The organism is Rheinheimera pacifica (assembly GCF_024809855.1).
GTDB classification, from domain to species: Bacteria; Pseudomonadota; Gammaproteobacteria; order Enterobacterales; family Alteromonadaceae; genus Alishewanella; species Alishewanella pacifica_A.
The window spans coordinates 358,651-385,110 of record NZ_JANUEM010000001.1; the positions used below are offsets into that span (position 1 = coordinate 358,651).

A 26,460-nucleotide genomic window follows, 5' to 3' on the forward strand; every position below is an offset into this window, starting at 1 on the left:
TGCGGTACAGCTGCCAGCAGCAGCTTTGAGTGGAGATACTCACACTATGCTGCTTGCTCTGGCCGTATTACTGCTGCTGGTTATTGTACTTAGCCTGTACAACCGTAAACTGCTGCAAAGCAAAAAAGCGGCCGATTCCGAACAACAGGCACTGAAGAATCTGCTTGATCAATCAGCTGAATTTATTGCTATTCTGGACAGTAGTTTACAGCCTACTTATCTGAATCCGGCATTCTCATCAGTTATACCCGCTACACCATCTCCACCGGCCGTTTTTAAAGACGAAGAAAGCGATGTGTTGCTGCTTGCCGAAATTACCCCACAACTACACTGGCAAGGTGAAGCCTGGCTACAACTGGCAAACAATGAAAAGCGCACGCCGGTAGCGTTAACCATTACCCGTCACCTGGATAGCGGCAGCTACCTGCTGAGCGGGCGGGATATCAGCCACTGCAAACGAAAACAAACTGAGCAGGATGCCGATTATATTTATGATGCCGACACCGGCCTTTTTACGCCATTACTGCTTAACCAGTTTATTCAGACTGCAATCAACAGTTCCACCGCCAGCCAGTCACAATTCGCTATTTGTCTGATCAAGTATAATCAGATCGTAAGTTATATGGCCAGCGCTCCCCAGGACAAAGTACCGGATGTGCTGCGCAGCCTCAGCGCACAGTTAAAACAGTACAGTAGCAAAGGCGCTATAGTTGCCAGATATAATACCGATACACTGGCTATGCTGATCCCCGCGCATCTGTGCTCTGCCCAAATTGAAGTTAACCTGAACCGGCTGGCACATAAAATACTGCTACTGGCCGATCAGGCGGCGCAGGAATTTAAACAATCGGCCTTGCAAACCTATATCGGCATTAGTATTTATCCTTTGGATGGAGCCAGCCCGGCAGTACTGCTAAGCAGTGCTTCAACAGCTATCTGCAGCGCAGCCAGACTAGGCCGCAGCAATATGCAATTTGCCAACAGTCGTTATCAGCTCAAAGCACCGGAATATCTGGCTCTGGAAGCCGAATTGTTAAAAGCCCAGGATAACGACGAGTTTGATGTTTACTATCAGCCCAGGCTCAGTATTGGCAGTAACCGTGTTGTCGGTTACGAAGCCTTGCTACGCTGGCATAATCCCAAACGCGGTATACTGGCACCGCAGTATTTTATCAATATAGCGGACGACACCGGCCAGATTGTTGCCCTGGATAAACTGGTATTCCGTAAATGCTGCCAGCAACTGAAGCACTGGCAACAAACCGGCATAAGCCGTGGCCGCATCTCGGTAAATATTTCTACGTTAAGCTTTCGCCAGCAAGATTTTGTCAGCGCGCTGCAGCAACAGCTGGAAGATGCACAGTTACCAGCCGACTTATTTGAGCTGGAACTGCATGAAGATATTTTCCTGCAACCTGACAGCGCAATAAACACCACGTTACAACAACTTATAGCGCTGGGTTTTCATTTAACGCTGGATAATTTTGGCCAGGGTATATCGTCATTATCTGTACTACGCGAATACCCGCTGCACAGCCTGAAAATAGCACAGGGCTTTATCCGCGATATGGAACACAATGAACAACAGCGCAATATAACCGCAAGCTTGATCCGGCTGGCGTCTTATTTGCAAATAGATGTGATAGCAACAGGTATTGAAAATGAAATGCAGGCCTATCTGCTGCATGTAATGGGATGTGATATTTTACAGGGCCACTTATTTAGTAAAGCCCTGCCAGCAAGCGAAGTACCCGCTTTGCTGGCGAGGGAAAACCGGTTACTACGTAAAGAAGTCGGCTAGTACAACGCAGTGAACCTGCGTAACGGCTCTAGGTGACTTCGTCGCGCTTTTCCCGGCCCAGTAAATCCAGTGCCGCCAGTTTTGCATCTTTAGCCTGATACAGCACCTGATAGATCTGCTCGGTAATCGGCATTTCTACACCAACACGCTGAGCCAGATTAAACACTTCTTTGGCGTTACGATAACCTTCAACTACCTGGCCAATAGTCTGTATCGCCTCTTCAACACCCTTTCCCTGCCCCAGCAGTAAACCAAAACGTCGGTTGCGTGACTGGTTATCAGTACAGGTAAGCACCAAATCGCCCAAACCTGCCATACCCATAAAGGTGTCTTTTTTTGCGCCAAGCGCACAGCCTAAGCGGCACATCTCGGTAAGGCCACGGGTAATTAATGCCGTACGGGCATTAGCACCAAAACCGATACCATCGGCCATACCAGCACCAATGGCAATGACATTCTTAACTGCACCACCCAGCTGAACACCGATAAAGTCGGTGTTGGTGTACACTCTGAAGCTTTTTGCACAGTGCAGTAAATCTGATAACTCGCGGATAAACTCCGGGTCGGTAGAAGACAATGAAATCGCTGTCGGCAAACCCATAGCCATTTCTTTGGCAAAAGTAGGCCCGGAAAACACTGCCAGTGATACCCGCTCGCCCAGAATATCGCGCGCCACATCCTGCAGGAGTCTGCCGGTATCTGGTTCCAGGCCTTTGGTGGCCCAGGCAACACGGCCCTCAGCCTGCAAATGCGGTTTAATCAGTTGCAGTGTGTCAGCAAAAGCATGGCTTGGTACCACGAGCAAAATATCGCGGCTACTGGCAACAACCTCAGCTAAGTTTGAGCTTACCTGCAAAGTTGCCGGCAAACGGACATCCGGCAAATACTTCTGGTTAACCCGCTGCTCTGCCATCCGGGCCATTTCCTGCTCGTTACGGCCCCACAAACTGATGGTATTGCCATTACGCGCCAGACAAATAGCCAGAGCAGTGCCATAAGACCCTGCTCCAATCACAGCAATTGCTGAAGGCTGCATTGTTTAAGCGTCTGCCTTCACGCCCTGCATTTCTGCCTGACGTTTTTGCAGGTATTGCGCAAACAGCGCGTCAAAATTCACCGGCGCCAGGTTCAGCTGTGGGAAAGTACCACGGTTTACCAGGTTAGATACGGCTTCACGGGCATAAGGGAATAATGTGTTCGGGCAGAAAGACGCTAACATATGCGCCATTTGCGAGTCTTCCAGTTGACCGATAGAGAAAATACCTGCTTGCTGAACTTCACATAAAAATGCAACTTCGCCTTCTACTTTAGTGGTGACTGTCAGTGACAGTACAACCTGATACACGTTGTCTTCCAGCTTTTCGCTGCGGGTATCTAAATCCAGTTGCACTTCCGGTTTCCATTCCTTACGGAAAATAGCAGGTGCGTTAGGTGCTTCAAACGAAATGTCTTTTACGAAAATACGCTGGATAGCAAATTGTAAACCCTGCTCAGTGGCAACGCCGTTTACTTGTTGTTCGGCCATGATAATTCCTGTTGTTGTATTTATGATTGCAATAAAGGATCGAGCTTACCTGCCGCATCAAGCGCCAGCATGTCATCGCATCCGCCAATATGCTGCCCGCCGATAAAGATCTGTGGCACTGTTGTACGCCCGGCTGCACGCTCGATCATCTGTGGGCGCAGCTCAGGTTGCTCGTCAATACGAATTTCCTCATAGGCCACGCCTTTGTTGTCCAGTACTGACTTTGCGCGAACACAATAAGGACAATAGGCCTTAGTGTAAATAGTCACTTGCGACATCAATTACCTCTTCGATTTAACGACCGGCAAACTGGCACCTGTCCAGCTGCCCATACCGCCCTGTAATACGGATACAGTAGTGAAGCCTTGTTTAACTAAACTGGAAGCCGCTTTTGATGCCGTCATTCCAGCCTGACATACCACAATAATGGGCACGTCTTTTTGCTTTTCAAGCCCGGCCAGTTGTTGTTTTTCAATATCAGCCAGCGGTAAGTGTCTGGCGCCGGTGATATGGCCTTTGGCAAAATCGGCTTCAGCGCGGATATCCAGCACCACCGCATTGTTGCGGTTTACCTGCAATGTCAGATCTGTAGGGGATATCTGTTTTATGGCAGAAAAACGCGACTTGATCAGGCTGCTGACTAACATAATAAATAACACCACCCAAACCGCACTTAAGATCGGATGATTAGTAATAAACTCTATATACTGCTGCATACTCATTCTGCTTATCGGAAAATAAACCAGCGCAGAGTATACTCAGTTTGCCCGCCCTGAGCCAGCACACTGCCGATACAGGGCTGGAGAATTACACAAAATTCGGTAAGATAGCCATTCACTTTGTCCGCATGTCTTAGCTAAACAACGGAGCACACATGACCAGTCGCAAAAAACCTTTGGTATTATTAATTCTCGATGGCTGGGGCTACCGGGAAGAGACCAGCAACAATGCGATTGCCCAGGCCAACACTCCGGTAATGGACCAGTTATGGCGCGATTACCCACATACTCTGATTTCAGGTTCAGGGCTGGATGTCGGCTTGCCTGACGGCCAGATGGGTAATTCAGAAGTCGGCCATGTTAATCTGGGCTCCGGCCGCGTGGTATACCAGGATTTTACCCGCATAACCAAAGCCATCAGCGATGGAGATTTCTTTACCAACCCGGTACTGACAACCGCAGTAAAAGCTGCCGCCGGGCAAAAAAAAGCAGTACATATTATGGGGCTGCTATCTCTTGGTGGCGTACACAGCCATGAAGATCATATACTGGCCATGATTAAACTGGCAGAGCAACAAGGTGCCGGCCCGGTTTATTTACATGCCTTTCTTGACGGCCGCGATACCCCGCCACGCAGTGCTCAGGCCTCGCTGGAAAAAATTCAGGCACATTTTGCCAGCAGCGGCAATGGCCAGATAGCCTCCGTTATTGGCCGTTACTTTGCCATGGACCGCGATAAACGCTGGGATCGGGTGCAAAAGGCTTATGATCTGATTACTCAGGGCAAAGCAGATTTTCAGGCAACAGATGCCGTTACTGCGTTACAACAAGCTTATCAACGCGATGAAAATGACGAATTTGTCAAAGCCACCGCAATACTCACTAAAGATGGCACAGCGGTAAAAATGCAGGATGGTGATGCGCTGATTTTTATGAATTTCCGGGCTGATCGTGCTCGCCAGTTCAGCCGCGCCTTTATCAATGATGATTTTGATGGCTTTAAACGCGAATACCGCCCGGCCCTGAGCAGCTTTGTTATGCTGACAGAATATGCTGCCGACATTAAAGCCCCTTGCGCCTACCCGCCAGAAGGCCTGAACAATGTATTGGGCGAATGGCTGGCCAAACACCACAAAACCCAGTTACGTATTTCAGAAACTGAAAAATATGCCCATGTGACCTTTTTCTTCAGCGGAGGCCGGGAAGAGCTGTTTGACGGCGAACAACGTATTCTGGTTGACTCACCCAAAGTAGCGACATACGACCTGCAACCGGAAATGAGCTCAACAGAGCTAACCGACAAGCTGGTAGCTGCGATACATAGCGGCGAATTTGACGTTATTATCTGTAACTACCCGAACGGAGATATGGTGGGCCACACCGGTATTATGTCTGCCGCTATAAAAGCTGTTGAGGCCGTTGATTCCTGCATTGGCCGTGTTGTTGCCGCGCTGCAGGAAGTGGATGGCGAATGCCTGATCACAGCAGACCATGGCAATGCCGAGCAGATGCTGGACACTGAATCTGGCCAGGCTCATACCGCCCACACCAGCGGCCCGGTGCCGTTAATCTATGTTGGCCGCCAGGCAAGCGTGGTTGAAGGCGGGATCCTGAGTGATATTGCGCCTACCATGTTGCATTTAATGTCGATGCCAGTACCTGCAGAGATGACAGGTAAAGTACTGATGCAGCCGAAATAGATGCCTCTACACTGTGTAAAACGCTATTTACAGCAGTCTTGTTGGCTGCTGTGCTTTTGCCTGCCTGTAACCAGCGTTGCCCAGCAGCAGGAGCAAGAGCTGGCAGAAGTTAAACAGCAAATACAGCAAACAGAAAAAGAAGTTAAACAGCAACAGAAACAGCTGGAGCAAGCAGAAAAAACACTGCAACAGTCTGATAAAGCACTGGCAGAAGCCTCAGCCAGCGTGCGCGAAACCGAACAGCAACGCCAGCAACTTATTACGCGCGAGCAACAATTACTTAAGCAAAAAACAGAGCTGGAGCAAGGCCTGCAGCAACAGCAAAAATTGCTGGCATCACAGCTAAAAAGCGCTTACAGCCTGGGGCAGCACGACTATAGCCGCATGTTGCTAAACCAGCAGGATGCAGGCAAGCTGGAGCGGGTACTTAGTTACTACCAGTACTTTAACCGTGCCCGCATACAACAACTGGCTGAACTTAATAACACCATAAGCCAACTGCAGCAGGTTTTGTCTGAGCTAAACGACAAACAGCAGCAACTGGCGCAAACCCTGACTGTACTGCAACAGCAACAGCAACAACTGCTTGGCGCCAAAACAGAACAACAACAAGCTGTTGGCAGGCTGCAGGCCATGTTAAAACAACAGGGGCGGCAGCTGGATTATCTGCGTCAGAACGAAGCCAGCTTGCAAAGCAAACTGGAAGAGCTGCGCCGGCTGGCACAACAGGCACGGGAACTGGCCGGGCTGAACAAAGACAAAGGCAAGCTAAACTGGCCCGTGCAAGGCAGCCTGCTACAACGCTTTGGCGAAAGCCGTCAGGGCGGTATCTCATCCCGTGGCATTCTGATCCAAAGTACAGAAGGTCAGGCCGTTAAAGCGGTAGCTGATGGTCAGGTCATTTATGCCGACTGGCTTAAAGGTTATGGCTGGGTCATAGTGTTGGACCACGGCGCAGGTTTTATGAGCCTGTATGGCCATAACCAAAACCTGCTGAAAAAGCCAGGCACCCGTATCAGCGCCGGTGAAACCATTGCTCTGGCCGGCAGCAGCGGCGGCCAGTCTGTTGCCGGGTTGTATTTTGAGATCCGTAATAAAGGTGAAGCAGTAAACCCGTTGCAATGGCTTGGCAGAAATTAGCAGATGAAAATAGGAATAACAGTAACGTGCGTTTGTTAACTTACCTGCTATTTAGCCTGCTTAGCGTACCGCTTTATGCCGTAGAGCCCAATGCCAGAATAGCTATTATCATTGACGATATTGGTTATCAAAAATCTGATTTAAAACTTGTTGATTTACCTTTTCCGTTAACTTACGCCGTGTTGCCACACACACCTTACGGTGCCCAGGCGGCACGGCAGGCTTTTGCGCAACAAAAAGAGGTAATGTTGCATATGCCAATGGAGGCCAGCAACGGCAAAGCACTTGGCCCGGGAGCCCTGACCAGTGACATGTCAAAACAGCAAGTTCAGCACACCTTAGAGTTAGCTTTAGCTGATATTCCTTACGCCATTGGTGTTAATAATCATATGGGCAGCCTTTACACCGCGCAGGAACAACCAATGGCCTGGATGATGGAGTACTTAAGCCGCCGCCAGCTGTTTTTTGTCGACAGCCTTACCACGCCAAACAGCACAGCAACCAAATATGCCAGCCATTACGGTGTGACACATTTAAGCCGGCATGTGTTTCTGGATAACATACAAACAGAAGCCGCTATCACAATACAGTTTGAGCAGTTACTTGCCATTGCCCGCAAGCGCCACAGCGCCATTGCTATTGGCCACCCTTATCCGGAAACATACCGCTTTTTACGTAAAAACTTGCCGCTATTGCACCAACAAGGCATAGAACTGGTTAGTATTTCGGCGCTATTGCCAGCAGGTCACAATATCGTTGCTGCCGGTTTCACTGCACCGGCTATTTCAGCGGCGCAGTAAAGTAACAGGCATAAAAAAACCGCCGGTTGGCGGTTCTTTTTATACTCAGGCTTAGCTCATAGCAGCCTGCAGCTTTTTCATTGCATTCTTTTCTAACTGACGTACACGCTCAGCAGACACACTGTATCTGTCGGCCAGTTCCTGTAATGTCAGCTTGTTGTGGTCAAGCCAGCGGGCACGGATAATATCCTGGCTACGGTCGTCAAGAGTACGCATTGCAGCCTGTAAACGGTCTACTGCTGCGTTATCCCACTGATCTTCTTCTACCCGTAGTGCCAGATCAGAGGCTTTATCCTGCAGATAATACGCCGGTGCAGTATAAGCTGCTTCGTCATCATCATCCGGCGCGTCAAATGGCATATCGTAGTTGCTCATGCGTGATTCCATCTCACGCACTTCATGCTCGGCCACACCCAGCGACTCCGCTACGTTCTTCACTTCTTCCTGGTTAAACCAGCCTAAGTGTTTTTTGGCTTTACGCAGGTTAAAGAACAGTTTGCGCTGGGCTTTAGTGGTCGCAATTTTGACGATGCGCCAGTTTTTCAGCACATACTCATGAATTTCAGCTTTAATCCAGTGCACAGCAAAAGAAACCAAACGCACACCAACATTCGGGTCAAAACGTTTTACCGCTTTCATCAGGCCGATATTGCCTTCCTGAATTAAATCGCTTACCGGTAAACCATAACCAGAGTAACTGCGCGCAATATGCACCACAAACCGCAGGTGTGACATGATTAACTGGCGCGCGGCTTCCAAATCACCATTCTGGTGTAAACGTTCAGCCAGGTTGCGCTCTTCTTCTGCGCTGAGCATGGCAATGGAACTGACAGCATGAGTGTAAGCTTCCAGGCTGCTGCTGGCTGCTACCGGTAGTGACATCATTTCTGCTGTATCGCTCATTTTTATGTCCTGTCCTAACTAAGTGAACCGATATTAGCACTCTTTGACAGAGAGTGCTAATTTAAGTTGCTGCAGTTTTTAGATCTGCTTATTCTAAAAATTGTGATGTAATAATTAAACGTTATTAAGGGCCGGTAGGTTCAATCGCGCTGATATGGCGGCGTACTGAAAGGTAAGAGCCGGTCAGGCCCAGTAATACTGCCAGCAACATTAAACTGAAAAACTCTGTTATGCTAAACGCCATCAGACGGAAATCGCTATCGTATAAAGAGGTAACGCTGCCAATAGCGCCTTGCAGCCACCACAGCATGGCTTCGACAATCAAAAACGCCAGCAAACCACCGAATACACCAAACCATACACCACTATATAAGAACGGCCGCTGAATAAAGGCATCGGTAGCCCCAACCAGCTTCATGATTTCAATTTCGTCTTTTTTACTCATAATAGATAGCCGGATGGTATTGCCAATGATCAGCAATACCGCGCCCAGCAATAAAACTGCGATGACCAGCACTGCCTGACGTAGCAGGCCTACAATGGCATCAAGCCGGGTAAGCCAGTCGATATCCAGCTTACCAAACTCGACAATACGCTCTTTTGACAAGCGCTCCAGCAACTGGCGGGCACTGCCGGCGCTGGTGTTTTTTGGCAATACCAGCAACACATCCGGTAATGGGTTATCTGTCAGGTAAGTTAGTGCGGCACCAAAACCTGAAACATCGGCAAATTCATCCAGTGCCTGCTGCTTGCTGATATGGGTGACGCGGGCAATGTCATTGTCGGCCTGCAAAATTCTCAGCAAACTGTTAATTTGCCTGTCGTCAGTACCATCTTTAATAAACAGGCTAATCTCAGCCGCCTGGGTAAAGCTGTCACTCACCTGCTGCACATTTTTTACCAGCAGATGTAAGGTAGCAGGTAATGTCAGACTTACGCCCAGCACCCCGATAGTAAGAATAGAAGCCGAAGGCGTACGCCATAACTCGCCCAGGCTAAACAGTGCCTGACGGACATGATTAACCCAAAACATGATAAAGCGACGGCCCAAACTAATTTTATGCGCCGAAGCGCCGCTGCTGGCTCGGCCGGAGAACAGAATACTCATAGTGGGTCTTCCTGATACTGCAGCAAGCCATCGTTAATCATTTTGCCTTGTTTTAATGTCAGAGTGCGGTACTTCATCCGCGCCACCAGGCCAAGGTCGTGGGTGGCAACCAGTACCGACACCCCTACCTGATTAAAAGCTTCAAACACCCGCATAATGTCTTTGGACAAATCAGGGTCCAGGTTACCGGTAGGCTCATCGGCCAGCAGTAAAGGTGGTTTATTCACCACAGCCCGGGCAATACCCACCCGCTGTTGCTCACCACCGGATAACGTTTGTGGCAGGCAGCGTACTTTATCCAACAAACCCACTTTATCCAGTGCAGCATGCACACGCTTTACCATATCTTTGCCGCTAAAACCTTCTATCACCAGTGGCAGTGCAACATTGTCAAATACAGTGTGATTCATCAGCAGGCGGTGGTTTTGAAAAATAATGCCGACATCGCGGCGCACATAAGGAATATGCGGCCGGCGAATACGGCTTAAATCCACGTCATTAATTAATACCCGGCCAACGCTGGGGCGCTCAATCAGGCTGATCAGCTTTAACAGCGTACTTTTACCGGCGCCGGAGTGGCCGGTAAGAAATGCCATCTCACCTTTTTCCAGTTTAAAACTGACACGATCCAGTGCAACAAAACCACCCGGATAGCTTTTACTGACCTGATCAAACTCCAGCATAGTTAAGTGTCCCGGTTAAATAGCGCGCGAATAAAATCCTGGCTGTTAAATACGCGTAAATCGTCTATACCTTCGCCAACGCCAATGAAACGCAGTGGCACTTTAAATTGATCAGCAATGGCAAAAATTACGCCGCCCTTAGCGGTGCCATCCAGCTTGGTTAAGCTGATGCCGGTTAGCTGCACTGCCTCATTAAATACTTTGGCCTGACTGAGCGCATTTTGGCCTGTGCCGGCATCCAGCGTCAGCATCACTTCATGCGGTGCGGTCGGATCAATTTTTTGCAGTACCCGGACAATCTTTTTCAGCTCTTCCATCAGGTGAGCTTTATTTTGCAAACGACCGGCTGTGTCAGCAATTAACACATCCACCTTACGTGCTTTGGCCGCCTGATACGCATCAAAAATAACTGAAGCACTGTCGGCACCGGTGTGCTGGGCAATAACCGGGATCTGGTTGCGTTCGCCCCATACCTGCAGTTGTTCTACTGCTGCAGCACGGAAGGTATCGCCTGCCGCCAGCATGACCGACTTACCCTGTTGTTTAAACTGTTGTGCCATTTTACCGATAGTGGTGGTTTTACCGACACCGTTAACACCTACCATTAAAATAACAAAAGGCCCGCCTGCATTTACCGGTAGCAAAGGTTGCTCAACATCTTTTAGCAGCGCTGCCATATCCTGCTGTAATTTTTCAAACAACAGCGAAGAGTCTTTCAGAGATTTACGATCTGCATGTTGCTCAAGCTGCCGGATCAGTTTCTGCGTGGTATCAACACCTACATCGGCCAGCAGCAACTGGGTTTCCAGCTCTTCATACAGCTCGTCATCTATTTTGCGGCCGCTGAATAAACCCGCCAGGCCTGAGCCTAAGTTCAGGCTGGTTTTGGCTAAGCCCTGTTTTAACCGCGAGAAAAAACCGGTTTTTTTAGTGGATTCAATAACAGGTTCGACAGCCGCTACCGGCTCAGCTGTCGTTTCAGCTACAACCTCAACAGGTGCAGTTTCTGCCGGTTCAACATCAGATACAGTAGTGTCTGGCGCAGCAGTTTCAGCCTGGCTATCGTCTTTGCCAAAGCCAAGCCAGGAAAACAGTTTATTTTTTTTGCTCATAAGCCCAAGTGTATGCAGATAAAAACTAAGGTAAACTTGGCCGTTATACTAACACCTTTGTGTTAAAGGCAAAACGGATTAGATGAAACAAGCAAAAAGCACAATAAAACGCCCGGCTAGCGGCGCAAAACGTGTTGCCGCCACAGCGGGTGCACCGGGAGAAGTACGGGTTATAAGCGGTAAATGGCGCGGCCGCAAACTGGCTGTGCTGGATGCTGAAGGCCTGCGGCCAACCACCGACAGAGTAAAAGAAACACTGTTTAACTGGCTGATGCACGACATTAGCGGAGCAGCAGTGCTGGATTGCTTTGCCGGTAGCGGCAGTTTGGCGATAGAAGCCTTGTCCCGTTATGCCGCCCATGCCACCCTGGTAGAGCGTGATGCCAGCCTGGCACGGCACCTTAAACAAAACCTGCAAAAACTAAGTTGCGACAACGCTCAGGTGGTAAGTCAGGATTGTTTAAGCCTGCTGTCCGCCAAAGCAATACAGCAATACAATGTGGTGTTTATCGATCCGCCTTTTCGCAAAGGTTTAGCGTTGCCCTGTTGCGAGGCGCTGGAACAGCAGCAATGGTTAGCCGACGATGCCCTGATATATCTGGAAACTGAAAAAGAGCTTATAACCGCACAGATACCGGCAAACTGGCGCTTGCTAAAAGAGAAAATAGCCGGCCAGCTGGCTTACCGGCTATATCAACGCGGTTAAAACCGCGCCGGAAGCTTAATCTGTACTATGCAAATCCATGCCCAGGTTAGTCAGTCCTTGCTCTTTTACCCAGTTTTGCAACATTTGCCGCTCTTCGCGGCCAAATTGCTTAACTGGCGTCACAAGTTCAATTAGCTCCGCCAGGCAGTCCATTTCGTATTGCATCAACGGGTGTTCGCGAACGATTTTTTTCAGCTCGGCTTCGGTAGTAATATCATCGTCAATACTGTCATGTTCTATTAACCGCGCTACGGTAGCCTGCGAAATTTTAGCCACATTAATAAATTCGCCGGCATCTTGCTGGGCAATACCGCTTAACATCATATCCAGAGCCGTGGCACAATCTACTGCCGGATATACACCAAAAATATCAAAGTCACTTAATTCCGGTGTTACTGCATCCAGTTCTTCAGATAGTTTTTCAAAATTAATTTTGGCTTTTTTTACCGTTAACCACTCCCATACCAACGTCAGAATATGACGCGGTAGTTCAGCATCACCGGTTTGGGTTACCTCAGCAAACAGCTGGTAATTCGGTAACATGCGTTCAAGCAAGGTAGTTGCAATAGCGGCTTGCTGATAAAAACCCAGCTCACGCATCGCCTGAAAATTATTAGCTTTTTGTTTCATCTTTGTCCTGAAGACATGACCAGCAAATATCAAAACTCTGGTAGTTAAGTTCACCACAGCTACATTGCCACTGTGCTGGTTCATGCTTTAATTGTTGTAAATACTGATTAATTATACGCTGTGCAGACGAAAATTGCTGCTGTGGCACCCAAAGCTGAATACCTACGTCATTTAATGGCAGCTCACCCGCTGCTCCGGCAAGGTATTCACCGCTAACTCTTACCAACACTGCAGCCTGCTGCAATAACCCCTGTACCAGGCCCGCCTCAAAACTGTTAGCGGCCTGATATAACCGCTGCCATTGCTGCACATCATTGGGGTGCAACAGCTCCATTGTCAGCCCGTCACGTTAAGTTGTTTTTGGGCATATTCAAATTTCAGCTTAAATTCCATCATACGCTCTTCCATCGCCTGCACCTGGAGTTGATGTGCTTCCTGCTGTTGCTGTAACTCGCTACGAAGTGTGCGGATTAACTCGCGGCTGCTGTCAGCTTCCTGCTGCTGCTTTTGTTCGGCCGCATACTGGCGGTTTTGTGCATGTTCAAGCTGAGTTTCTATTTTTTGCTGCCTGCTCTGGCTGAGCTGATACTGTTCTGTCAGGTTAACGTAATCGGCTTGTATACGGCTAAGTTCAGAACCTAAACCATTGCTTTCATCAGTGGCTCTGGCCAGTTGTTGCTGTAAGTCTGTCTGTTGTTGCTCTGTTTCAGTCAGTTGGTGTTGCCATTGGTGCTGTTGCTCAGCCTGCACAGAGAGCTGTTGTTGCAGTTGCTGAATTTTCTGCTGCTGTAAGTCATGGGTTCTTTTACGATCCTGCACTTCTTGCTGCAGCCTGGCAATGGCTTGCAGTTTGTCCTGTTGCGCAGCCGCCACCGCGGCTACATGCTGCTGTTCCGCCACTAAAGCTGCGGCCTGTGTATTCAGAGTTTGCTGCAGTTCAGCCAGCTGTAGCTCATACTTAGCCTGCAATGCGTCAAGTTGCTGCTGGTGCTTTTGTTGTTGCTCGTGGGCTGCTTTCAGCTCAGTTTTAGCTTGCAACACTACCAATTTTAATTCGTGAGCAGCGGCTTTGGCTTGCTCCGCATCAGCTTCAGCTGATGCCAGTTGCTGCTGTAGCTGGCTTAACTGAAACCCAGCCTGCTGTAGCTGTTTCTCAGCTTCGCTATTACCGTTATCGGCATGCTGCAATTGTACAATCTGCTGTTGCAATTGCTCGTACTGTTCAATCTGTGCAGCATAGTTTTGCTGTATTGCCACCAACTGAATGCTGGTTTTCTCCAGCTCACCGGTAACCTCATTATATTGCTGGCGTAACTTAGCCAGCTCCTGCTGATCGCTATCGGCTGCCGGTGCGGCCATATCAAGTTGCTGTTTAGTCTGTTGCCAGTCTTTAAATAACTTTTGGTAGGCTTGCTCTTGTTCAAACAACCTTTGTTGCCACTGTTTCTGGCTATCGGCCAATATATCACTGGCAAATTGCTCCAGTTGTTGCTGCTGAGTATTAAGAAGCTGGCTGGAAAAATCGACCAGACTGGCCTCCAGTTGCTGCTGTGCGGTCTGGGTTAATTCGGCAATAATCTGTTGCTCGTTTTTATTATTGTTTTTCTTCACTGCATTCATTATCAGCTCTCGTTTCACTTCGGTAGCCATTGCCTGATTATGCAAGCGCCACGACGTCAACAGTTAAGCACACCATAGCCGGAATCCCAGTATAAAAAGGCTATAACATGCTATGCCGGACTTTAGTGTAATATGACTTATCATTGATAGCTAACGCTATTGATAGTTTTAACATTTTCCCGGTTTAATTTTTTATAACAGGAGCCTGCACATGATGGATTTAACTACCCCCGCCCTGCTGTTTCCCGCCATCTCTTTGCTGTTTTTGGCTTACACCAACCGCTTTTTGGTGTTGGCTCAATTGATCCGGGAGCTAAACCAGCGCGAAGGCGATAATGTACGCCAGATGGCCAGACGTCAGATTGACAACTTACGCCGCCGAATAGTGTTAATAAAAGTAATGCAAGCTTTTGGTGTACTTAGCTTTGTGCTGTGTACCGCAGCCATGTTCTGCCTGTTTATGCTATGGCAAACCGCAGGCCAGCTTTTGTTTGTTGTTAGCCTGATTAGCTTATTAATTAGTCTGCTCTATTCTTTATATGAGATCCAAATATCCTGTGATGCCATAAATATAGAACTGGAGTCACTGCAAAACCGCTAACAGACACCGATGATGACAACCAGCACCGGATGACAATATGAGTAATAACGAGTTTCTGTTTCAGGATGAAAGCGCAAATCCGGAGCAAGAACCGGATATCAATACCAGAGCGCCCTGGCAGGTATTGGTAGTCGATGACGATGCCAGCATCCATCAGATCACTACTTTGGTGCTGAACAACTTTGAATTTGAGCAGCGGCCGCTGCGGCTATTGCATGCCTACAGCGCACGCGAAGCGTTGAATATGATCTCACAACAGCCGGATATTGCACTGGCTATTATTGACGTTGTAATGGAAACACAGCACGCCGGCCTGGAACTAGTTAAAACCATCCGTCAACAGTTGCAAAACCGCAGTATGCGGCTGATCTTACGCACCGGCCAGCCGGGAGAAGCGCCAGAAGAGCATGTTATCCGCGATTACGACATTAACGATTACAAAAACAAAACTGAAGTCACCGCGATAAAACTGAAAACGATGTTATACGCAGGGCTGCGTTCATACCGCGACCTATGCATTATCGAACACCACAAAACCGGGCTGGAAAAAATAATTGGCTGCACCACCAGTTTTTTACAATGCAGCAGTTTAAAACAGTTTGCCTCATTAATTCTGGGCCAGGTTGCTTATTTACTGGGGCTTGAGCGTGAGCAAATATACTGCTGCGCCGCAATTCATAACGCCGGGCAGCAAAGCTCAAAGCTGGACATTATTGCCAGCAGTAACCCTGTAAGCGGTAATAAGTTACCAGACGACGTTGCCGGTAAAATCCGGCAGGTGCAGCAAAGTAAAGAGCCGTACTATGCTGAAGATTGCTTTATCAGCTATTTTTCCACACACAAGGGTAACGAAAACTTCCTCTTTGTTAGCAAAGGCAGTAAGTTAGAGCCGAGTGATCATCATTTGCTCAGCTATTTCTCGCACAGCATCGCCATAGCATATGAAAATATCCAGTTACGCGAGCTAATGCGGGAAAGCCAGCGCGAACTGTCATATATTTTGGGCGAAGCGGTAGAAAAACGCTCGAAAGAAACCGGCAGCCATGTAAAACGGGTAGCTAATTACAGTTATCTGCTGGCAATAAAATGTGGTTTGTCAGAGTACGAGGCCGAAATAATAAAGCTTGCCTCACCACTGCATGATTTGGGCAAAATTGCGGTACCGGATCATATTTTAAATAAACCGGCTAAACATGATGCCAGTGAATGGGCTATGATGCAGCAGCACGCTGAGCTGGGTTACCAGATTTTACAACATTCCACTAACGAGATCCTGCAGATGGGTGCCATTATTGCTTATCAGCATCATGAAAAGTGGAATGGTAAAGGCTACCCGCAAGGACTAAGTGGCCACAACATTCATATTGCCGGGCGCATAACTGCTCTGGCAGATGTTTTTGACGCGTTAGGCAGCGACCGGTGCTACAAAAAAGCCTGGCCATTGCCCGAAATTATCGAACTTATCCGCCATGAACGTGGTCAACACTTTGACCCGGTATTGGCGGATATATTGTTAAACAATCTGGATGCCTTCCTCGCAATACGCGATGCGTACCCAGATTAAGCATAGGAAGAAGTGTATGCTACGCAAAAATATTAAACAGATGGTTATCACCTGTGCCGCACTGGCAGCGTTGGTTATTACCGGTTGTGCTACCGGACCTAAAGTGCGCTCTGACGCTGCGGCCAACACCAACTTCTCTGACTACAAAACCTTTGCTTTTATGCCAGAGCCCGCAACCGACAAAGCTGGCTACGCCACTTTGGTAACCCAGCATTTTAAAGATGCTATCAGCGCCCAAATGACCGCTTTGGGTTATCAGTACAGCGAAACCAACGCTGATTTGCTGGTAAACTTTAATTCTAATGTTGAAACCCGCACTGATGTGCGCTCTATGCCATCAGCAACCTTTAACTACGGCTACTACAATTACCGTCGTGGCTATTATGCCGGTTTCCCACTATACACCAATGACGTAGATACCATTCGTTACAAGTACGGTACTGTAAATATTGACGTTATTGATGCTGAGAAAAAGCAGCTGATTTGGGAAGGTATTTCCGAAGGCACGTTGAAAAAATCCGATCTGGAACAGCCTAAACAGGCAATTTCAGAAGTAGTAGGTTTGATTTTCCAGCAGTACCCTACCAAAGCAGCCAAGCCGCAGCCTTAACTGCGGCTTGATGCCAGAATAAACAGATTAAGCGGCGTCAGGTATAAGCTGCTTAATTTTTTGTTGTAACGCCGCACAGTCGGCGTTTTTATTTTGTTGCTGAATGGCTAACGTCAGCTCGCCTACCGTTACACCAAACTTATGCAGTGTGCTGCGGTTGATCAGATTCTGCCCGTCTACCAGATAGAGCCAGTCTTTTACCTTCACATCCAGCGTGTCGCCATCATACGGAACACGCAGCGTATATTCCCAGTACAAAGCATTGCCAGCCAGCTGCCCGGCAGCACTGCCGATAACATCACCGGCAGTACCGCTAACACTGCCATCAGCGTTTTGCTGCAACTGCCAGTGGCGCTGCTCTGTACGGCCATCGCTAAAATAAAACAGCTCATACAAATTGCCGCTATTACCCTGCCAACTACCGCACAACTCTGCAGTAAAACGCACACTCTGCTTACCTTGCCAATTGTGTAGTACACCCCAGGCCAGGCTTTCACCCTGAAAAAACTGATCCAGCTTTAATACGGGTACCTCATTGCTATACTCGGATACCGATTGGCTACAACCAACTAATATCAGGGCCCCGGCAACAGCAGCTAATGGTAATTTGCGCATAATTTCCTCCACTAATTTGCCAATTTACGCAGTGCAGCAGCCCGCGGCTCAGAAAAATAAAAAAATTTTGCTAACGGCCAACTAAATTTGCAGTCGGCCCGACTTAATAAACAAAACCAGCAGAGAATAACAATATCGTGTTTAAACGCAGTGACGAGAGCTTAATTGCCAGAGCGTTAAATGGTGATCAACGTGCCTGGCAGCAGTTGGTGAACCGGCATCAGAGTGCGCTGTTTTACTTTGGCTTACGCTTGCTTGGCTCGCGTGAAGACGCCAACGACCTGCTTCAGGATGTATTGATAGTATTGTGCCGTAACCTGGGCCAGTACCGTGGCGATAGCAGCTTTAAAAGCTGGCTGTTTGGTATTGCCAACTACCGCGCCATGGACATGCTGCGCCGCCGTAAATACAGCGACAACGACGATGAACTGGCTGAAATGCCAGCCGATACCCCTGGCCTGCCAGAACAACTGGCCAGCAACCAGCAGCAAAAACAAGTGCAGCAGCAGTTGCGCAGCTTGCCGGCTGAACAACGGCTGGTGCTGGAGCTGAAATTTTATCAGCAATTTACTTTTGACGAAATTGCCAGCCAAATGGCGATTTCCAGTAACACTGTAAAATCCCGTTTTTATGCCGCGCTGGATAAATTGCGCCTGCAGTTGGAGGACGACCATGTCGAACAATCAGCAAATTTTTGAAGACTGGCTCGACGGTAAAATTACCGATCAGCAATGTGCCAGCGCATTACAACATGATGCTGTTTGGTATAGCCGTATGCAAAATGCTCAGGCACTGCAAAGCCATGCTAAAGCGCCACATTTTGAAGCCGTACCGGATTTTGACAGCAGCGCAGTATTTGCCCAACAGTGGCAAAGACCCAGGCCACAGCGTAGTTGGTGGCCACAGCTTAGCCTGGCGCTGTCTTGTGCGGCCATGTTAATTAGCCTGTCACCAGCTAAATTTCAGCTGCAGGATGGCAGCCTTACGCTTAGCTGGCACAACAGCCAAAGTGAAATTAACAACGCGGTAAACCATGCACTGCTGGCATACCAAAAAGAGCAACAGCAATGGCTGGTGCAACAACTCGACACACAACAGCAAAGCACCAGTTCGCAGTTGGTACTGCTAAAAGATTACTTACAGGACGAACTGAAGCGCGACCAACGCAGCGATATGTTGCAACTGGTGGAATACCTTAATCAGCAACGCCAGGCTGACTGGCAATACTGGCAGGAAAACTATCAGCCAATGCAGGCCGGTTACCGCCCTGCCAACAGTTACTATAGCCCAACCAATACCGGAGTGGTAAAACCATGAATGCATTACGCCGTACCCCGTTTTATTCCGTAACCTTTGGCGCAGCTTTAGCGTTAATGCCATTGCAAGCCGCAGAAGTCAGCCCGGCGCTGAAAAAAAATGCCGATATTCTGCAAACTATTTTGCAAACCGCTTTTAAGGATAACGAAAGCAGCCGTTTATCGTCGCTACAATACAGTTACTTAAGTGGCCAGGGTTTGCTGTTTCAAGCCAGCAGTGGCGGGCGGCATGTTTTTCAGTTCAGAAATGTCAGCATACCAGCCGCACCGGTTGCACCAACGGCACCATTGCCGGGAACTGAGTTTGAATTTGACAGCATCGATATTGAAAGAATCACCGAGGCCGCGCAAGAGATGGCAGAGCAGATGCAGGATCAGCACCGGCAAACCTATCGCATAGCGGAAAAGCAGCGCACCATAGAGCGTGAACTGCGCGATGTTGAACGCGACAAGCGTGATATAGAATTTAATAAAAATCTGACCAAGCTGGATAAAGAGCAGCAGCAGGAACTGCAAACGCTGCAGCAAAAAACCAAGCTGTTGCAGGAAAAGCTGGCCGAAGTGTCCAAAGAAGCAGAATTAAGCCGTAAACAGCTGGAGCAACAACGCGCTAAACAGCTGGCTGAACAAGAACAGCAAACTGCAGCTATGGTAAAAACGGTGGGCGAAAAATTCAGCCAGGTATTGTGCGATTACGGCGCCAGCCTGCGCGATATGCCGGATAACGAATACGTTACCTTACAGGTAAACAACCGTGGTAGCGAAGGCCGATATTACTGGGTGGTAAAAAAAGCTGATATTAATCAGTGTATGACCGGCAAAATTAAAGCCAAAGATTTGCTAGCTAAAACCAGTAGCTACCAGTTTTAGCTTTACGCAACAATCTACAACCGGTCAGCTAACGAACCGGCTTGCCCACGCCAACGCGCCGTGAACCCATCCATGGGGGCTCGACTCAGGCATCCATGCCTTCAACGGTTGGCTTAGGGCAAGTCGATTCTCACGTAGGTGAGCAGCTTAAACATTCGTCTACTTTATTAAATCTTTGGCCGCAATAGCTGAAACCGCGTTGCGGCATCTGCGACAAAATAATCGCCCGGGCCGCCACCGCGCAATACCGGCTCAGCCGATGCTGTGTCGTATAGTCCATCCACCAGCAAATGCTGCGCAATATGCACGCCAACCACTTCACCAAACACCATCCAGGTAGTAATTTTGCTGCCATCGGCTGCACTTAGCTGCACTATCTGGCTTAGCTTACATTCAAAGGTAACCGGGCTTTGTGCAACATGCGGCACCTTGATAATACTGGACGCTTTGGCTGTTAAACCGGCCAGCACAAATTCATCTACCTCAGGTGCAACGGCGGCACTGGTCTGGTTCATCGCCTCTGCTAACGGTTTAGTTACCAGGTTCCAGCAAAACTCACCGGTTTGCTCAATATTGCGTAGCGTATCTTTGTAACTGGTGCTGGCAAAACCAATAATTGGCGGCGTGTAGTTAAAGGCATTAAAAAAGCTGTAGGGTGCTAAGTTAAGCTTGCCCTGGATGTCTTGAGTGGAGATCCAGCCTATCGGCCTTGGTGCTACCAGCGCATTAAAAGGGTCGTGCGGCAAGCCATGGCCTTTGGCGGGTTCATAGAAATAGATACTGTCTGACATGGGTTTCCTTTGGCATAAACTAACCTGATGCCAAGAGTAACAAAATCCACTTTATGGGCGTGCTTTTTTCAGCGACAATAAACGCAGTTTATTTTCTGAGTATCGCTATGTCCGCCCCGGCTTTGTCCAGTGACGCTATTATTGAGGCTTTTTATCAGCACGGCTGGGTTTGGCTGCCGGATTTTTTAAGCACTGAATTAAATACCGCTCTGGCGCATGAAGCACAACATGAAGCACAGTTTGCACCCGCAGGTGTTGGCCGTCAGGGCGATCATCAGCTAAATCAGCAAATTCGCCGCGATGCCACCCAGTGGTTTGATGGCAGCACCACAGCGCAGCAGCAATATCTGGCACAGATGGCACTGTTACAGCAGCTGTTTAACCGGCGCTGTTTTTTAGGTTTATTTGATTTTGAATGCCATTTTGCCCGCTACCAAAACGGCGATTATTACCAAAAACATGTTGATGCTTTTAGCGGCCGCTCGAACCGGGTGCTTACTACGGTAAGTTACCTGAACAGTGTTAGCGCGGGTGGCGAGTTAGCCCTGTACGATGAGCACGATAAGTTGATTGATAAATTTCTGCCCGCCGCAGGCGGCCTGATTTTGTTTGAAAGCGAGCGCTTCCCACATGAAGTACTACCGGCCATCGATACCCGTTACAGTATTGCCGGTTGGTTTCGCAAAAATGCCAGCATTAACGGCGTGCTGGACCCGGCAAGTTAAACCGCCTATGATAAGCGCCATGCGCACTGTACTTAGCTATTTGTTATTGCTTACTCTGGCACTATCCGGTTTTAGCGGATCGGTGCAACAGGCGCATGCCTATACGCTGGCCGATGCAATGGCTCAGCACCAGCATACAACACCGGTAGCCGAAGCCGAAATGCCCTGCCACAGTGTGCAAAAAGCTGCACCTGACGACACCGATCATGGTTGCTGCGAGCAAGCTCAGCATAAATGCAAAGGCGATTGCTGTGCCAAGCACTGCGCTACTGCCAGTGCACTGTTAGCCACTGAATTATTTCGCTATATCCGCCCTGACAACACGGTTGCAAAGCTCGCTGACAGCCTGCCAAAGTGGTTATTTACTGAAGATCCCCCGCCACCTATAAACGCCTGAACCGATTAAACCGTGTTAATGCTGTGCTTTTGCACGCGGCTTTGTATTGTTTCAGGAAAATATTATGCGTACTTTTTATGTTATAACCTTGCTGTTATTGCAACCGGCCTTTGCCCTATTGGCACAAGATCATAGCCATCCCCCCCATCAGACCGCTTCGCCTGCCGCAGAACAGAGCGTATTACCACAAACAACACCGCTGTATGTCTGCCCGATGCACCCACATATTCAGAAGGGCGAAAGCGGTAACTGCCCGATTTGCGGCATGGATTTAGTGCTGCAGCGCCAACAAACTACAGCAGCCGTAGAAGTTAACGGCGCTATGCAACAAGCGCTGGCAATACGCACCGAAGCTGCTGTACCCCGCACTTTATGGCGCTTTATTGAAACCTTTGCCCAGGTGCAATACCCGGAGGATGCTATTCACCACAGCCATATCCGGGCTGAGGGCTGGATAGAACAGTTATATGTGCGTAGCCTTGGCCAGCGTGTTAAAGCCGGTGAAAAGCTGTTTAGCTATTATGCCCCGGATTTACTGGTAGCACAGGACGATTACCTGCAGGCGTTATCTGTCAGTAAACAAAATGGCGAGCGCAGCAGCAGCCTGCTAAAACGTGCCGAAACTCGCTTAAGGCTGCTCGGCCTTACCGATAACGATATTAGGCAGCTACAACAAAGCAGACAAAGCCAATACCAAATAACCGTGTATGCCCATCAGGATGGCGTGGTTACTATGCTGAACGTGCGCGATGGTATGTATATCAGCCCCGGCGATACTCTGATGGAAATCACCAGTTTAGCCAAAGTCTGGTTACTGGCCGATGTGCCGCAGGCGCAGCAAAGCTGGCTACGTGAAGGTATGAGTGCCGAGGTAGATATTCCCCAACATCAGGTAACAGGTATTGAAACCCGCGTCGATTTTATTTACCCGGCACTGGATGCGCAAAGCCGCAGCAGTAAAGTACGCATGACGGTAGACAACACACAGCAACTACTACAACCCAATATGTTACTGCCGGTGCGGTTATACGGTGGGCCATTGCGCGATGTATTAGCCGTGCCGCGCGATGCGGTGCTGTTATCAGGTAACGGCAGCCGGGTAATTGTGAAAGATGGCGATAACTTTAGCGTACGGCATATTACTACCGGCAGCACTGCTCAGGGTTATGTGCAGATATTAACCGGTTTGCATCAGGGTGAGCAGGTAGTCGTATCCGGCCAGTTTTTACTTGATGCCCAAGCCAGTTTAAGCCAGTTGCCGCAAAGCACAGCTGGCAGTCATCAGCATTAGGAGCAGCGAAAATGATTAAAGCTATTATTCGCTGGTCGGTGCAAAACCCGCTACTAATTTTGCTAAGCACCTTTGCACTGGCACTGTTTGGCTATCAGGCCAGCCAGCAACTTAAATTAGATGCCCTGCCGGACTTATCTGACGTGCAGGTTATTATAAAAACCAGCTACCCGGGCCAGACGCCAGAAACCATAGAACAGCAAATCAGCTATCCTCTGTCCAGTGCGTTGCTGGCTGTGCCCAAAGCCAAAGCTGTACGCAGTTTTTCCATGCCGGATGATAGCTATCTGTATGTTATTTTTGAAGATGGCACTGACCCCTACTGGGCGCGAACCAGGGTGTTGGAGTATTTGCAAACCGTCACACTGCCTGCTGGCGCCAAAGCTACCTTAGGGCCCGATGCCAGCGGCGTGGGCTGGATATTTCAGTACGCCTTAGTGGATAGAACCGGCCAGCAGTCGCTGGAGCAACTTAGCAGCCTGCAACAGTTTTTCCTTAAACCTGAGTTGCAAAGCGTTAGCGGTGTAGCAGAAGTCGCCAGCATCGGCGGCATGGCAAAAACCTATCAGTTGCAAATAGAACCCCGATTGATGCGCGCCTATAACGTTACTCTGGCACAGGTGATTAATGCTATTAACAGCCATAACCAGCAGCAGGGCGGCGGCATTATTGAAGTAGCTGAAACCGAGTTGCTGGTGCAGGCGGGTGCATATATTCAGTCGCTGGACAACTTAGCCGCCGTGCCGCTTGGCGTGCGCAACAGCGCCGATTACCCGCTAACATTAGCTGATATTGGCACTGTGCAGTTAGTACCGGCTGCCCGGCGTGGCATTGCCGAGCTAAACGGCGAAGGTGAAGTGATTGGCGGTATTATTGTGATGCGTCAGGGCGAAAATGCCCTTAGCACCATTAATGCCGTAAAACGCAAACTGGCAGAGCTGAAAAACGGCCTGCCAGAAGGCGCAGAACTGGTAACGGTATATGACCGCTCCGAGCTGATTGAAAATACCGTTAGCAATTTAAGCCGGAAACTGCTGGAAGAAATGGCAGTAGTCGCACTGGTATGTCTGGTGTTTTTATTACATGCCCGCTCTGCGTTAGTGGCCGTAATCAGCCTGCCACTGGCACTGTTAGCCAGTATTTTGCTGATGCAAAAGCTGGGCATTAATGCCAATGTGATGAGCCTGGGCGGTATTGCTATTGCCATTGGTGCATTGGTAGATGCAGCCATTGTGATGGTAGAGCACGGCCATAAAAAACTGGAGCAGGCCCGCGCTAATGGCAAAGCGCTAAGCACTGCTGAGTTTAGGCAGACCATTATCGACGCCTGCCTGGATGTCGGCCCGGCGCTGTTTTTCTCTTTGCTGGTTATCACTGTTAGTTTTTTACCGGTATTTATGCTGGAAGCGCAGGAAGGCCGCTTATTTGCCCCGCTGGCTTACACCAAAACCTTTGCTATGGCCTCTGCAGCATTGTTGGCAGTAACGCTGATCCCGGTGCTGATGCTGTACTTTTTACGCGGTAAGCTGCCATCAGAGCACAGCAACCCGCTTAGCCGGCTGCTTATTACGCTTTATACACCGCTGCTAACATTAAGCCTGCGTTTTCCGAAAACCTTGGTGCTGCTGTGCCTGCTCGCATTAGGTTCCAGCTTGCAACCCTGGCAGCGGTTATCTACCGAGTTTATGCCGGCTTTTGCTGAAGGCGATTTGCTGTACATGCCCACCACCCTGCCCGGTATCAGCCCGGCCACGGCGGCAAAGCTGCTGCAGCAAACGGATCGTTTAATAAAAACCGTGCCAGAGGTCGACACAGTCCTGGGTAAAAGTGGCCGAGCGGATACAGCCACCGATCCTGCACCGCTGACAATGCTGGAAACCAGTATTAAGTTAAAACCACAAAGCCAGTGGCGGGACGGGGTTACGCTAAATGATATTATTGCCGAGCTGGACGCCACTGTGCAGGTACCTGGCCTGACCAATGCCTGGCTGCCACCAATAAAAACCCGCATTGATATGTTATCTACCGGCATTCGTACTGCACTGGGTGTACGTGTCAGCGGCCCGGACCTGGCCACTATTTCACAAACAGCGCAACAGCTGGAAAGTCAGATCAAGCAACTGCCGGGCAGCCGCTCGGTATTTGCCGAGCGCACCGAAGATGGTTTGTACTTACAAATCACACCTGACTTACAGCAACTAGGCCGCTACGGCCTGACACTTAGCGAACTGCAGCAATATGTGGCTTTTGCTATTGGCGGCGCGCCGGTGGCACAAAGTATTCAGGGCCGCGAGCGCTATGATATCAGCCTGCGCTTCCCGCGCGACAGCCGCAGCCACCCGGACGATATCCGCCGCTTACCTTTGCAAACCGCAGACGGTGCCTACCTGTTGCTGGAGCAGGTAGCAAAGGTAGAGGTAGTAAAAGGCCCGGTAATGATCCGCGCGGAAAACGCCCGTTTAACCAGTTGGGTTTATATCGACTTACCGGCCGAAACCCGGCTGGGTACTTATATTGCGCAGTTGCAGCAGTTGCTGGCAGAACAGCGCTTTGCTCCCCAGGTTAGTGTAAGTATCGGCGGCCAGTATGAATACCTGGAACGGGTAACACAGCGTTTGCAGCAACTGCTGCCCTTTACGTTACTGCTTATTGTGTTGCTGCTGTACTTAACCTTCCGACGTTTTAGCGATGTGCTGCTGGTGCTGGTTACTTTACCCTTTGCCCTTAGCGGTAGCTTATGGCTGTTGTATTTGCTGGATTATCAGCTGTCGGTAACGGTTGCCGTGGGTTTAATTGCTTTAGGAGGCGTGGCGGCCGAATTTGCGGTAGTTATGTTGCTGTATTTAAAGCGCGCCGTGGAGGAGGTAAAACCACAAAATCAGCAGCAGCTCTGGCAAGCCATTATGCAGGGTGCTGTGCAGCGGGTAAGGCCAAAAGCGATGACGGTGCTGACTATTATTGTCAGTTTACTGCCGGTAATGCTGGGCAGTGGTGCCGGTAATGAGGTTATGCAGCGCATTGCCGCACCTATGCTGGGCGGTATGCTGGCCGCACCGCTGGTGTCGATGTTGCTGATGCCGGTATTGTATTTTTTGCTGCTGCGCCGCGCATTACCGGAAAAATGATAAGGACAGCAAAACTTAAAGGCTAAGCAGATCTTTTTCTGAGGATGGCATGCCCGATTTGGACGCCACAGAGTGTCTGAGCCCTGCCGCAGGCAAAAGGGCGAGTTG

General features: G+C 49.2%; 28 protein-coding genes. 15 read left to right on the plus strand and 13 right to left on the minus strand.

Annotation, left to right across the window (positions count from 1 at the left end; translation table 11 throughout):
• The first annotated feature begins 25 nt into the window (after positions 1 to 25).
• Positions 26 to 1,801: a putative bifunctional diguanylate cyclase/phosphodiesterase gene (locus tag M2404_RS01650; RefSeq protein ID WP_259237853.1), complete on the plus strand. Its 1,776-nt coding sequence runs from the start codon at positions 26 to 28 to the stop codon at positions 1,799 to 1,801.
• 28 nt (positions 1,802 to 1,829) lie between these two features.
• Here the strand turns inward: M2404_RS01650 and gpsA are convergent, their stop codons facing one another.
• From gpsA to M2404_RS01670, 4 genes are read right to left on the minus strand one after another with little or no spacing between them, the layout of a single operon-like run.
• Entirely contained in the window at positions 1,830 to 2,837 is a 1,008-nt protein-coding gene (gene gpsA, locus M2404_RS01655) for an NAD(P)H-dependent glycerol-3-phosphate dehydrogenase (RefSeq protein ID WP_259237854.1), read from the minus strand.
• Between the two features lie 3 nt (positions 2,838 to 2,840).
• A complete protein-coding gene (secB, locus tag M2404_RS01660; RefSeq protein WP_092792367.1) occupies positions 2,841 to 3,326 on the minus strand; it encodes a protein-export chaperone SecB in 486 nt (161 codons plus the stop codon).
• A gap of 20 nt (positions 3,327 to 3,346) precedes the next feature.
• Entirely contained in the window at positions 3,347 to 3,604 is a 258-nt protein-coding gene (grxC, locus tag M2404_RS01665) for a glutaredoxin 3 (RefSeq protein ID WP_215396680.1), read from the minus strand.
• 3 nt (positions 3,605 to 3,607) lie between these two features.
• The gene (locus M2404_RS01670) at positions 3,608 to 4,042 is read right to left on the minus strand and encodes a rhodanese-like domain-containing protein (protein ID WP_259237858.1); all 435 of its coding nucleotides are present in this window, start codon (positions 4,040 to 4,042) and stop codon (positions 3,608 to 3,610) included.
• Between the two features lie 158 nt (positions 4,043 to 4,200).
• Between M2404_RS01670 and gpmM the strand changes: the two genes are divergently transcribed.
• Genes gpmM through M2404_RS01685 form a run of 3 tightly spaced genes read left to right on the plus strand, consistent with a single transcriptional unit; the run spans position 4,201 to position 7,685 of the window.
• On the plus strand, positions 4,201 to 5,745 hold the full coding sequence (gene gpmM, locus M2404_RS01675) for a 2,3-bisphosphoglycerate-independent phosphoglycerate mutase (RefSeq protein WP_259237859.1): 1,545 nt from the start codon (positions 4,201 to 4,203) through the stop codon (positions 5,743 to 5,745).
• Entirely contained in the window at positions 5,746 to 6,885 is a 1,140-nt protein-coding gene (locus tag M2404_RS01680) for a murein hydrolase activator EnvC family protein (protein ID WP_259237861.1), read from the plus strand.
• Between the two features lie 26 nt (positions 6,886 to 6,911).
• Complete coding sequence (locus M2404_RS01685) at positions 6,912 to 7,685, plus strand: divergent polysaccharide deacetylase family protein (RefSeq protein ID WP_259237862.1); 774 nt, start codon at positions 6,912 to 6,914, stop codon at positions 7,683 to 7,685.
• Positions 7,686 to 7,736: 51 nt separating this feature from the next.
• On the opposite strand, the gene rpoH is transcribed toward M2404_RS01685, so the two are convergent.
• From rpoH to ftsY, 4 genes are all read right to left on the minus strand, one after another.
• Positions 7,737 to 8,588: an RNA polymerase sigma factor RpoH gene (rpoH, locus tag M2404_RS01690; RefSeq protein WP_068233039.1), complete on the minus strand. Its 852-nt coding sequence runs from the start codon at positions 8,586 to 8,588 to the stop codon at positions 7,737 to 7,739.
• 124 nt (positions 8,589 to 8,712) lie between these two features.
• Complete coding sequence (gene ftsX, locus M2404_RS01695; protein WP_259237867.1) at positions 8,713 to 9,696, minus strand: permease-like cell division protein FtsX; 984 nt, start codon at positions 9,694 to 9,696, stop codon at positions 8,713 to 8,715.
• Complete coding sequence (ftsE, locus tag M2404_RS01700) at positions 9,693 to 10,379, minus strand: cell division ATP-binding protein FtsE (protein ID WP_259237868.1); 687 nt, start codon at positions 10,377 to 10,379, stop codon at positions 9,693 to 9,695. Before ftsE ends, ftsX begins: the two co-directional genes overlap by 4 nt.
• Before the next feature lie 2 nt (positions 10,380 to 10,381).
• Positions 10,382 to 11,491, minus strand: coding sequence for a signal recognition particle-docking protein FtsY (gene ftsY, locus M2404_RS01705; RefSeq protein ID WP_259237870.1), 1,110 nt, complete (start codon positions 11,489 to 11,491; stop codon positions 10,382 to 10,384).
• 82 nt (positions 11,492 to 11,573) lie between these two features.
• Here ftsY and rsmD point away from each other — a divergent pair, with 82 nt between their 5' ends.
• A complete protein-coding gene (gene rsmD, locus M2404_RS01710) occupies positions 11,574 to 12,197 on the plus strand; it encodes a 16S rRNA (guanine(966)-N(2))-methyltransferase RsmD (protein ID WP_259237872.1) in 624 nt (207 codons plus the stop codon).
• Positions 12,198 to 12,212: 15 nt separating this feature from the next.
• On the opposite strand, the gene M2404_RS01715 is transcribed toward rsmD, so the two are convergent.
• The 3 genes from M2404_RS01715 to M2404_RS01725 are packed head-to-tail and all read right to left on the minus strand — an operon-like array spanning position 12,213 to position 14,507.
• Complete coding sequence (locus M2404_RS01715; protein ID WP_259237875.1) at positions 12,213 to 12,827, minus strand: YjaG family protein; 615 nt, start codon at positions 12,825 to 12,827, stop codon at positions 12,213 to 12,215.
• Positions 12,811 to 13,161: a putative signal transducing protein gene (locus M2404_RS01720; protein WP_259237877.1), complete on the minus strand. Its 351-nt coding sequence runs from the start codon at positions 13,159 to 13,161 to the stop codon at positions 12,811 to 12,813. The genes M2404_RS01715 and M2404_RS01720 overlap by 17 nt, the downstream gene beginning before the upstream one ends.
• A 2-nt stretch (positions 13,162 to 13,163) precedes the next feature.
• On the minus strand, positions 13,164 to 14,507 hold the full coding sequence (locus M2404_RS01725) for a coiled-coil domain-containing protein (RefSeq protein WP_259237878.1): 1,344 nt from the start codon (positions 14,505 to 14,507) through the stop codon (positions 13,164 to 13,166).
• Positions 14,508 to 14,658: 151 nt separating this feature from the next.
• Between M2404_RS01725 and M2404_RS01730 the strand changes: the two genes are divergently transcribed.
• From M2404_RS01730 to M2404_RS01740, 3 genes are read left to right on the plus strand one after another with little or no spacing between them, the layout of a single operon-like run.
• Positions 14,659 to 15,048: a DUF2721 domain-containing protein gene (locus M2404_RS01730; protein WP_231732036.1), complete on the plus strand. Its 390-nt coding sequence runs from the start codon at positions 14,659 to 14,661 to the stop codon at positions 15,046 to 15,048.
• 37 nt (positions 15,049 to 15,085) lie between these two features.
• Positions 15,086 to 16,612 (plus strand): response regulator, encoded by a 1,527-nt coding sequence (locus M2404_RS01735; protein ID WP_259237883.1) that lies wholly within the window; start codon positions 15,086 to 15,088, stop codon positions 16,610 to 16,612.
• Positions 16,613 to 16,628: 16 nt separating this feature from the next.
• On the plus strand, positions 16,629 to 17,222 hold the full coding sequence (locus M2404_RS01740; RefSeq protein ID WP_259237885.1) for a DUF4136 domain-containing protein: 594 nt from the start codon (positions 16,629 to 16,631) through the stop codon (positions 17,220 to 17,222).
• Positions 17,223 to 17,249: 27 nt separating this feature from the next.
• Here the strand turns inward: M2404_RS01740 and M2404_RS01745 are convergent, their stop codons facing one another.
• Positions 17,250 to 17,837 carry a DUF3833 domain-containing protein gene (locus tag M2404_RS01745; protein ID WP_259237888.1) on the minus strand — a complete coding sequence of 196 codons (588 nt, stop codon included), beginning with the start codon at positions 17,835 to 17,837 and terminating at the stop codon, positions 17,250 to 17,252.
• A 137-nt stretch (positions 17,838 to 17,974) separates the two neighbouring features.
• On the opposite strand from M2404_RS01745, the gene M2404_RS01750 reads away from it, so the two are divergent.
• From M2404_RS01750 to M2404_RS01760, 3 genes are read left to right on the plus strand one after another with little or no spacing between them, the layout of a single operon-like run.
• Positions 17,975 to 18,535, plus strand: a complete 561-nt coding sequence (locus M2404_RS01750) for an RNA polymerase sigma factor (protein WP_259237889.1) — start codon at positions 17,975 to 17,977, stop codon at positions 18,533 to 18,535.
• Positions 18,510 to 19,154 (plus strand): hypothetical protein, encoded by a 645-nt coding sequence (locus M2404_RS01755; RefSeq protein ID WP_259237891.1) that lies wholly within the window; start codon positions 18,510 to 18,512, stop codon positions 19,152 to 19,154. Before M2404_RS01750 ends, M2404_RS01755 begins: the two co-directional genes overlap by 26 nt.
• Complete coding sequence (locus M2404_RS01760) at positions 19,151 to 20,023, plus strand: hypothetical protein (protein ID WP_259237892.1); 873 nt, start codon at positions 19,151 to 19,153, stop codon at positions 20,021 to 20,023. Before M2404_RS01755 ends, M2404_RS01760 begins: the two co-directional genes overlap by 4 nt.
• Positions 20,024 to 20,190: 167 nt before the next feature.
• On the opposite strand, the gene M2404_RS01765 is transcribed toward M2404_RS01760, so the two are convergent.
• Positions 20,191 to 20,814: a flavin reductase family protein gene (locus tag M2404_RS01765; RefSeq protein ID WP_259237894.1), complete on the minus strand. Its 624-nt coding sequence runs from the start codon at positions 20,812 to 20,814 to the stop codon at positions 20,191 to 20,193.
• Positions 20,815 to 20,921: 107 nt separating this feature from the next.
• On the opposite strand from M2404_RS01765, the gene M2404_RS01770 reads away from it, so the two are divergent.
• The 4 genes from M2404_RS01770 (at position 20,922) to M2404_RS01785 (ending at position 26,352) form a co-directional block, all read left to right on the plus strand.
• A complete protein-coding gene (locus tag M2404_RS01770) occupies positions 20,922 to 21,539 on the plus strand; it encodes a 2OG-Fe(II) oxygenase (RefSeq protein WP_259237895.1) in 618 nt (205 codons plus the stop codon).
• Between the two features lie 19 nt (positions 21,540 to 21,558).
• The gene (locus tag M2404_RS01775) at positions 21,559 to 21,936 is read left to right on the plus strand and encodes a hypothetical protein (RefSeq protein WP_259237896.1); all 378 of its coding nucleotides are present in this window, start codon (positions 21,559 to 21,561) and stop codon (positions 21,934 to 21,936) included.
• A gap of 64 nt (positions 21,937 to 22,000) precedes the next feature.
• Entirely contained in the window at positions 22,001 to 23,227 is a 1,227-nt protein-coding gene (locus M2404_RS01780; RefSeq protein WP_259237898.1) for an efflux RND transporter periplasmic adaptor subunit, read from the plus strand.
• Between the two features lie 11 nt (positions 23,228 to 23,238).
• Entirely contained in the window at positions 23,239 to 26,352 is a 3,114-nt protein-coding gene (locus M2404_RS01785; protein WP_259237899.1) for an efflux RND transporter permease subunit, read from the plus strand.
• Positions 26,353 to 26,460 lie beyond the last annotated feature (108 nt).